At 44.3% G+C, this 10,309-nt stretch carries 4 protein-coding genes and 1 pseudogene; 3 read left to right on the top strand and 2 right to left on the bottom strand.

Annotated elements, in window-relative coordinates; genetic code table 11:
- Positions 1 to 1,382 precede the first annotated feature (1,382 nt).
- Entirely contained in the window at positions 1,383 to 2,105 is a 723-nt protein-coding gene (locus tag H515_RS0109850) for a Bax inhibitor-1/YccA family protein (protein WP_025877917.1), read from the top strand.
- Between the two features lie 66 nt (positions 2,106 to 2,171).
- Here H515_RS0109850 and H515_RS15370 read toward each other — a convergent pair.
- Positions 2,172 to 2,378 (bottom strand): annotated as a pseudogene (locus H515_RS15370) (IS1634 family transposase); the annotation flags it as partial.
- Positions 2,379 to 2,552: 174 nt separating this feature from the next.
- Complete coding sequence (locus tag H515_RS0109845) at positions 2,553 to 3,395, bottom strand: helix-turn-helix domain-containing protein (protein ID WP_025877915.1); 843 nt, start codon at positions 3,393 to 3,395, stop codon at positions 2,553 to 2,555.
- Positions 3,396 to 3,892: 497 nt separating this feature from the next.
- Here H515_RS0109845 and H515_RS14580 point away from each other — a divergent pair, with 497 nt between their 5' ends.
- Together H515_RS14580 and H515_RS0109835 are read left to right on the top strand one after the other, a co-directional pair.
- On the top strand, positions 3,893 to 4,069 hold the full coding sequence (locus H515_RS14580; protein WP_154653688.1) for a hypothetical protein: 177 nt from the start codon (positions 3,893 to 3,895) through the stop codon (positions 4,067 to 4,069).
- A 100-nt stretch (positions 4,070 to 4,169) separates the two neighbouring features.
- Entirely contained in the window at positions 4,170 to 10,139 is a 5,970-nt protein-coding gene (locus tag H515_RS0109835; protein ID WP_244870077.1) for a T9SS type A sorting domain-containing protein, read from the top strand.
- Positions 10,140 to 10,309: the final 170 nt, after the last annotated feature.

Raw genomic sequence — 10,309 nt, 5'->3', positions numbered from 1 at the left:
ATCCTGAGCCAGGATCAAACTCTCCATTGTAAAATAATGTTGAAGGCAACGCCAAAAAGACGAAGCCTGATCTGTCTCTGTTATCAAGGATGAATATCCATTCATTGAAGTCTAAATCAAAACACCTTTCCGAATCTTGGCCATGCCGCACCCAAAAGGAAACGGCAAAGCCGGAATTGATCGGTTCGTTTCATTTACCCGTCCGCTCAAAAAAGCGGACGCTTCTTGTACTACTTCTCTGTCTATGTAAATCTTTCAAAGAACAACTTTTAAACGCAAACGCAAAATTTATTGCGAAAGCGAGTGCAAAGGTATAACAAAATATCATACGCTCCAAACTTTTTAGGGAAATTATTTCATTTTTTTCATGACAAGGCGGCTAAATTGATTTAAATCAACCATAGGGGGGAAATAACACCTTATTATATAAGTGACTTACTGAAGAAAGGACAACAAAACAGGAGAGAAACGGGGCAGCTACAAAAACTCTCCTCGCAATCACAATTCAATGTATTTTGAAAAATACATAGCTGACACATCTATGTAGGGTATTAGCAGAAATTCTCTATATAAAGGTACAAATAACATATCAAGCCGACAAACACTTAGTTAGAAATTCGCAGATTATCCCAAAAATACTTTTACGAAGAGAGTGTCAATGCCATCAAGGCACAAATCTGGGACAACTTGATTGCCAATCTCCTTCTGATGGTCATTCAGAAGCGTTCCAAACACTCACGGAGTTTCTCAGAATTGACTACAATAGTAAGAATCAGCTTATATGATGCGGGCTACTACACTTTCCTTGATGAACCTGAAAAAGATTGAGCAAAAATGATTCAAGAGTCTAAAGAAGCACCTCATGCAGCAAGTCTGTTTGATTAGATGAGGCCATAGATTTAAGAAAACAAACTCGAAGTCCCATTATAGAGGACTTTGGGTGGAATATTTATACCCATCAGCGTTTTAGTGGATAGCAATAATCATGAATGTTTACATTTTCCTCCACTTCACTCATTCCCCACAACAAGAGCTGAGACAGGAGCGACAATGAGACTGTGAAACGACACGTTTGACATTATGACACAGTAAAGATGTTAAACAAATTCAAAACAACCAATTTTTTAAGAAAAAAAAATAATAGTATCCTTAGAATGATTTTGTGGAAGCCCCATGCAAGGTTGCGCCAAACTCTCCTCCTCCACTTTTTTGAAGAGTATTTAGGACACTACTGTCCCAATCTACCCCTTTCATCGCAACGAATCTGTCAGTCAACACCGTCTAAAAAAGTTGGCACACGCTTTGCAAGTTATAGCTAATGGGGGCTATGGCTCCACACATTTGAAATAACGAACAAACAACTACAAAGTATTATTTAAATTATGAAATTCAACGATTATTCAAGAATTGCAGACGATCGAAACCGTGAGTTGGAGCTAACCCGCGCCTTTCCGATGCTCATGCGCAAGGTTTACACGTGGATGACTATGGCTTTAGCCATAACTGGCATCGTGGCATACGGCGTCAGCACATCACAGTCGATGATGGCGATGCTCTATGGCGGAATCGCCCCACTCCTCATCGCTGTGGCAGTAGAATTCGGCATTGTCATCTATCTGTCGGCAAGAATACAGAAGCTGTCACTCGTAGCCGCCACCAGCTGGTTCATTATATTCTCAGCCATCAACGGCCTGACGATGGGCTGGATATTCGCCGCATTCACTATCGCCTCCATCGCCAAAACTTTCTTCATCACGGCTGGCACTTTCGGCGCAATGGCACTGATAGGCTCCACCACGAAGAAAGACATGACAAAGATGGGTGGCATATTGTTGATGGCATTGATTGGGCTTATCATTGCAGGTGTGGTGAATATGTTCCTCCACAGCTCAATGATGGATATGATTGTCAGCGCTCTCGGAATATTGATTTTCACAGGTCTCACAGCTTGGGACGCGCAGATGATTAAACGAATGCTCATGCAAGCCCCCGATGCAGGAGAAAGCGCGCAGAAGATTGCCTTACTGGGATCGCTCAATCTCTATCTCGACTTCATCAACCTCTTCCTCTACCTGCTTCGCTTCTTCGGCAGCAGCAGAGAATAAAAGCCCACAGACACATACAGAAAAGATGCAAATCCACCGCGACTTGCATCTTTTTTTCTTCCTTCGTCATTGTGTCACCCAAAAATCCTCATCAAATAGTTTAGCTATTCTCTGATGTCTTGCCATCAGCATGGTTTGTGTATAAACCTCCTTGTTCAGAGGTAGTTTGATTTTTATTGTTGTCTGTTGGTATATCCGTATTGGTGAGATATCCCTTTACGCCGTCCCTTTGGAGTCGTCGGCAACACGGTCATAGTTGATGGCGACTTCAAGTCGCATCCTTTGATATGAATATTGCTGACATTGTACAGAACACGGCGTACTTTTTCACGCTCTCGGTCACACGCCTCATTCGCTATCCATCCAAATCCATGTCCTTTAACCCAAAAATACATTGCCTTTGACACCCAAAGTCAATGCGATTGGCCAACAAGGACAACGCTACTATTATTGTTCTCGCAGCTGTGCGGGTGTCTGCCCACAGCGTGCCTTGCAGAAAGCCCGCATGTTCTGCACCGTAGAGAAATGCAACTCATCGGCAATCTCTTGTTCAGTGTGCGCCGTGTTGCGCAGCAGGTCACGCAGTCGTTTCATACGGTTCTTCGACAACCATTCCTGTGGTGTGTCCTTGAACACCTTGCGGAAGTGGCGGATAAACGCCGGGTAGCTCATGTTCAGCTGCGAGGCCATCTCGTTCACCGACAGATAATCGCCAGCCAACTTCATCACGTCATTGTAGAAGCGCGCGTTGGGGTCGTAGATAGGGGCAATAAATGGCAGCAGATCCGCTGGTCGGTAATAGGCTTGCAGCACCGCCGCCAGCTCTTGTTGCTTCATGGCATGCACGTCGCAGCACATCAGTCCGTCGGTGATGTAGCCGATCATCTGTCTCATGATGGTTTGCACCTCTGGTATCATGCGCAGCACCTTTCCCTGCTCCCCTTCTTGTTTACCCAGCCTCTGCAACAACGCCAAGTTCACGATGCGATGGCAGAATTCCAGTCCGTTGCCCTGGATGTACAGTCGCATGCATACACTATCTTCCATGGCAGTGACATACGCCTCCTCTGTAAACACGGCAGCAACCATCTCACCGGCATTGACAACCATCTCGACATTCTTCTTGAACCAAAGTTGTACCTTGCCACTCATCACAAATATTATCACAGGCACGGGGAGAATGTCGCCCACACGCTCACCACACATTCCAGTAATCAGAGCAAACCCCATGGCTTTTGACCCAATGTAATTGGGACACTGGCGGTGCTTGTTTAAATTGTAAAATCTCATGCGCTAAATGTTTGCAAATCTGTAGCATAAAAGCAAACAGAAATTATTTTTGTAAAGGTAAGCAAATGATGGTTGTATAGAATACAAATATATACAATATTAAAATTTACATTGAGTAATTAAATATTATTAACGTTTAAGAGAGGGGGAAGATAGAGATATTCATCGTTTTGATATTTTTATATGCTTTTCCGCGATATTTTATGTCTAATTTTGCATTGTTCATTATGCGAACATTTTATAACAATCAGGTGATGAGGCGGTAACGTCTTTCCACCTTATTATATATATACAATTCGCAAACCATCAAAATGGGAACAGCCTGAGCGCTATAAGTAAATAGGATGACGGTAATGCAGAATAGACAAACCGAGGTATGACAGGCACTTAGGAGAACGTTTGGCTATAGACGTATGTAAAAAGACAAGAATGTGCCAGATATATTTAGCAGCAAAACATAGAAGACTCAATATTTTTATAAAAACAAAAATTTAAAAATGGCAAAGAAAACGTATTTAAGTCCAGGCATCATGTTACTGGCAGCAAATGGAGGAGACCCAGGAGCTACAAGTGTTCATTATAATCCAGATAATGACCCTTCCTTAGGTGCCAAGCCTGAAGATCTTGATTTTGAGGACTTTGAATATTCTGAATCTCTTTGGGGAGATAGATAAAGTCTACTGAAACATTACGCATCTGCCGGCAAAACATGGCTGTCGATGCGTAGTATAGAAGTAAGAAATTAAAAGTAAAACAAAAAATACAACAAACAACATGAAACATTTATTACCAGCAAGGTATCTGCTGACGATGCTCCTCGCGTGCCTCATGGCACTCGGTGTGCAGGCTCAAGAAGATACATCGTTGAAGATTTATGTGTCTGCCAAGACGGGTAACGACTGGCGTAATGGCTCTTCGTGGAACGATGCATACAAAACCCTCAAGCAAGCATTGAATACAGCTGAGAACAATGCAAACACACAGGTCAAGATTTATTTGGCAGAGGGTGAGTATGACGTGAGTGAGACAGATGCGATTAAATATTTAGATGGCAAAAAAAGAACCGCAGGCTTTTACGTCTTGTCCAAAAAAGGACAGAAGCTGTGGCTCATGGGTGGATATCCCACGCCAGGCTCTCAAACGCTGCCTCAAGATACGTGTAACAGCAACCCTCAACGGCATGTGACAAAATTTGTATCGAAGGATAAGATAACAACATCCGTATTCCGTACCAACAACCACAATCAGGGGTTGATTATGCACGGTATTACGTTCGATTCTAAAAACTTTGTAGGTAGTACTACTGATGGCGCATTGATTACCTTTGATAACAATGGTTTTGATAATCCATATTTTGAGATGGTGGATTGCTCAATTCGTTATTACAAGTCATCTTTCTGCGGAGCTATTTACTTCTTTGGTACGATGAAAAATCCCAAGATTAAGATAGAACGTGTAGAGGTGCTACAAGGCGATCGCGTAGGTGCAACAGGTGGTGGTTTCTTGGTGTTCAACCACCAAACAATCTATAAGCCGACGAACATTCAAATTGACATGAAATATGTTACGTTTCATGACATCAACCACTTAGGATCAGACCAGAAATATGCGGTCATCGGTGCGAGAAACTACAAACCAGCCGATGGTGAAGACAATTCGTATGTCAATATGGATCATGTGCAGGTGAACCGTAACCTTGGTGGTACGGCTGCGCAGCAAATCACAACCATCTCTTTGCAAAGCTTCAAGAAAGTGAGCGTCACCAACTCTATCTTCCGCAATACAACATCGGGTATTGGTGGAGCTTTCAGAATTCAGTCATGCCATGAGGTAGTGTTCAAGAACAACCAGTTCCACAAATGTACATCAGGTGACGCCGGTGGTGCTGTTACTGTTCAGAGCGGAGGAAAAGCTGCCTACATCCCAACAGGAACTGGTCGCCGCACAATTACCTTCATCAACAATGAGTTCGAGGGCAATATTGCGACCAATGCTGGTGGTGCGCTTCAGATTCAAGATGAAGATGCATCAGCTCCGGTGGATGTAACAATAGACAACTGTAACTTCAAAGGCAATACATCGAAGAATCAAGGTGGTGCACTCTATATCGCAAACCAAGACGGCAATGTCAAGGTTACCAACACTGTGTTCTGTAACAACAGTGGTCTTAAATACGGTGGTGCCTTCCGTATAGCGAACAATGCAAAAAGCCTGTTGGTGGAAGGCTGTTATTTCGAGAACAACAGTTGCGATGCACAAGCCAATGCCTTGTCTATTGGTATACAGCAGGGCAAGTTCGACGTGAAAAACTGTATGTTCATCCACAACCAAACCACAAGTACCGTTGGTAGCGACAACGGTGGTGCCGTGAATGTGGAGAGTGGATATGGTGACTTCACCAACTGTAAGTTTGTGGGCAACACAAGTACAAAGCAAGGTGGTGCAGTATTCCTTGCTGGCTCTGCTTACAAAGTAACAGATGGTAAATTTAATTTCACTAACTGTCTGTTCGAAAGCAATAAAGCTAAAAACGGTGGTGCCATTGCACAGAATGGCGCTAACTTCCCGGTATTTATCAACAAATGTATCTTCAAGCAAAACTCAGCCTCTGAATGGTCTGGCGGTGGTGCTATTTTTGTAAACAGCGGTTGCATTGGTACCGATGTGAAGAATAGTATTTTCAATGGCAACACTGCCAATGGTATGGGTGGTGCCATCTATAACTATAGCAATGCTTATCTGAAGTCAGCCAACAACCAATATTATGGCAACAAAGCAGTAGAGGGTGGTGCCATTCGTATCCTAGACGACGGAGGTACCGATTGGACAAGTGGTTTCTGGTCAACGAATGATGTGTACTATAACAACCAAGCCACACTTGCGCTGAATGGTGGAAAGCAAGGTAAAAACAATGGTGCAGGAGGTGCTTTACACCTCTACATAGCACAAGAAAGAAATTGTGAGATTGTCAATGCCAAGTTTGTGAATAACATCGCTGATGGTGATTATGGAGCAGACGGAAGCGGTGGTGCCATTTATGTTTATACACGTAGTGGAATATTTACATCTGGTGCACGAGATGTCATCGACAAGTTGGATGGCTGTGTGTTCTATGGTAACCAAGGAATGAGTACCAGCAAAAAGCTGAGTGCTACTGTCTGGGGGGCAGACTTCGCTGTTCAAAAAAATAAGAAGAACTATAATCCTATTACGATATCCAACACCAAGTTGCAATTAGTCTATAATTCCTATACGACCAATTTAAGGCTGAATGATAAGGGTGGCAATGAAGGTTACGCTAAAGATCCTAAGGTTTCCACTGAGCCAACCGTTGCGGCTGGACAGGGCTATACCTACCCCACCGATGCTGAGATAGGCGACCAAGGGCAAGGTGTGAAGGTAGACTGTAAGGCAATTGTAAAGCGTCCAGAGGTTGACGTGCTGAAACCACATGCTGACATCATCACCAACGACAGTGACAAGCCAGGTGTGAGCAGTACATACGCATCCTACTGTGCCGGCAATACAGAATATTGGGCTAAGTTCCAGAGTATTGGTGGTGAGGGTCCGTTCACCTTTACCTACGATGTATGGAAACAGAAAGGACACAGCACCGAAAGGATTGTAAAAGGTGCAGTAGCGGAAACGCTAAAAGAAAGAGTTCCTATTGAAAAAGAAGTTCCCAACTGGGAGCCTGTTTACGACAAAGACGGAAAGATCACCGACTATGTAAAGAAAGGCACCACGAAGGTAACGGTCAATGAATTCCCAGACAATGTTACGATCAAGGGGGACAAACTCTTCCCTTCTAACAAGGTTGAAGAGGGTTATCTCTACACCATCATCGTGAAGAGCATGACCGATGGCGACAAGACTGAGTATATATACGATTGCGTGGGTGCCTATGACGAGACACGCCAGTACGCACAGAGCACTGGTGCACAGATATTCTTCAAGCCATGCTTTGTGACTCCCGGTGATCTTGACTGGGACGATGACGGTATATTGAATACTGTGGAGTGTGCAGACATTGCAGAATCCAACCTCACACCGACGGTTGACAAAAGCGGCTTAGGTGAAAGCAAGTGGATACGTTATAGAGATAATGTGAAGACTCAGCAGCTCTTCGCTAATATTGTGAAAGATGAGAACTATCTCAACGATAAACCTACGAATGGTCGTAAGGTGCTTACCTTGTTACCTTCTGTGATTGGTGCAAAAGCTGCAACGGGTGATGAGGCTTATACTGTAGATCTCTCCGACAAGTTTGGATACGAAGCTAACACGGGTAGAGTAGTCGTAACGGTTCAAAACTACTCATTGGATAGAAATCGCTTTAGAACAAGTAACGACAGAACTGTTACCACTTGGGAAATTGGAGGAACCATGCATCCGTACGTGCTGATGCAGAGCACACCAGTTTCATCGTTCCACCAGGACAACCAGTTTGGTATCAACGTTCTCACCAATGAGCATGCGTTGTCGCAGACTGCGTTATATACTAAGATGGACGATGACCGCTACACCGTCTATGAGAATCAAGGCACCAAGAAAGTGCTGATAAATAACAAGGACGTAAATCTTACTAATGATGTAGCATTGTCGTACTTGAACACTGAACCCGGCAAGAAGTACTTTGCGTTTACACAGACTCCTGACCAAACGGGTATGGTGAACACTGTGGTAACGATTATGCTGCCATGCGATGATGATATGGACGGTATTCCTAACTTCTTTGATGCCGACAGCGACGAAGACGGATGTCCTGATGCAGTTGAAGGTGATAACAAAAACATCACTGAGGACATGGTTGAAGACGGTGTCATCAAGGGTAAAGTAGATAAAAACGGTGTACCTGTGGCTGCCAATGGCGGTCAGGGAGCTGGTTCTGCTTACGATCCTGAAGTGAATGCTTGCGGCAACAACTATTGGATTGGTGGCGTGGACAACGACTTCAATAATAAGGAGAACTGGACCTACAACGTTCCTAAGGACGGTCAGGACATCATCTTTGCTGATGGTAGTGAGGATGCCAAGGGTAAGGTGGCTGTACGTGACCTGCACTTGCCTGCTGGTAAGTATTTCTCTGCAAACAAGTTGGTGAACAAAGCACCGGACGAGAAGTTTGAGAAGGGTGCTACAACCAAGACCACTGGTCACCCAGCTGTAGTTGTTCCCGCTGATGGTGGTTTGACCGTGAAGAGCGTGGAAGGCTTCGGCACAGACGCTGACAAGGACAAACTCGTGATGAAGACATCCACTGACGGCAAGAAGGTGGGTACGTTCATCTTGAACAATGAAAATGCATGCACCACTCATGTATTTGCCTCTGTAGAGTTCAAGCCATTAGGCAAGTATCGCCAAGACAACAAGGCAACGGACAATAAGGACAAGACCTCTCCTGACTTTGGTAAGGATCTGTATGCTGAGTTTGACTGGCAGTACATTGGTATTCCTGTGAAGGAAGTAAAGAAGAGTCCTGTGTTCCAGGGTGCGAAGGTTCGTCTCTACGATGAGAAGAAGAACGATCCCAATCATTACTATCAGAAGTGGATCAATGTGATGCCTACAGACAACATGACAGCCTTCAAGGGCTACGAGATAGCTCCAGTAAGGGAAGGTAGTGACGGTGTTCGTCAGATACAAGGCGAGCTGAACTTCTGTAATCAAGAAATCACGCTGACAAGACAAGCAGACATCGTTACTGCTTCTAAGGCAGAAGGGGATGACAACGCTAAGCGTTACGGATTAGGTTACAACATCGTGGGCAACTCGTTCATGGCTGGTGTGGACATCAAGAGCATCAATTTAGCATCTGGTGAAGATGGTGTTAAGATGGACAACACGGTTTACATCTACACCACAGGTAGCTGGGATGACTGGAAGAATGCTTATGGCAACTCTGTTAAAACTAAGGGTGGCTATGAAGCCGTGAACATTGACAAGGCTGGTGAGAATGGTGTTACCAGTACACTGGCACCTATGCAAGGGTTCATGGTGAAATACAGTAACCCCGTATACAGCATGAAGACAGGTACACTCACCATTCCTTACACGGGATTGAAGTCTGAGGCTGAACCTCTACGCGCCAAGTCATATGTCATGGAAGATGACTTTAACCGTGGTAGTGTTATGGTAACAATGGATAACGGTAAGGTGGTTGACAAGTTCTGGACATACCAGGAAGAGGACGCCACACCAGCCTACGACTCACAGTTGGAAAGTGAGAAGCTGAACATGGGCGAACCTTCTGTATTTGCCACAACCACTGACGGTAAGAATGTACAGATATCCAGTTTGCCTTCGTTGATAGGAAGCACGTTTAGCGTTGAGACCGCTAAGGATGAAACCTACAACATGGAGCTGAACACATGGAGTCTGAACTATCAAAACTTGAAGTTGGTTGACTTGAAGACGAAAACTGTGATTCCGTTCAACAACGGTAAGGCACGTTACTTCTTCACAGCAACGGTTGACGGCATCGAGCATAACCGCTTCATGTTCGCCGACACGCCAGAGACTGACTTTGAGAAGGTGATGAGTGCTGTGACAGGTATTGACAACGTTTCTATCACCCTGACCAAGGGCAAGGCTGAGCTCTTCAACCTCTCGGGTGCTAAGATGGGTACCTTCAGCTTACCACTCGATGCGCAGAAGCTGAAAGGACATGTTCCTGCAGGTGTGTACCTCATCAAGGCTACCGACGGCACGAATGTAAAGACGTCAAAGATTGTCATTGAGTAAGCTCAATTAAACAAACATATATCACTTTGCTCCCGCAGACTTCACGTGAAGTTCTGCGGGAGCAGTGTTTTTGTTTGGTACTGTCCTATAAAAGTGTGTAAGCTCCTTTTTTCTTATCTTTGTATTTGTAAACCATAAAAAAGAAAAAAATGAAACTTACACATTCGCAA

This window comes from Prevotella corporis DSM 18810 = JCM 8529, from assembly GCF_000430525.1.
GTDB lineage: Bacteria > Bacteroidota > Bacteroidia > Bacteroidales > Bacteroidaceae > Prevotella > Prevotella corporis.
The sequence above is the reverse complement of the archived record's forward strand: the minus strand, read 5'-3'. Positions and strand labels throughout refer to the sequence as shown.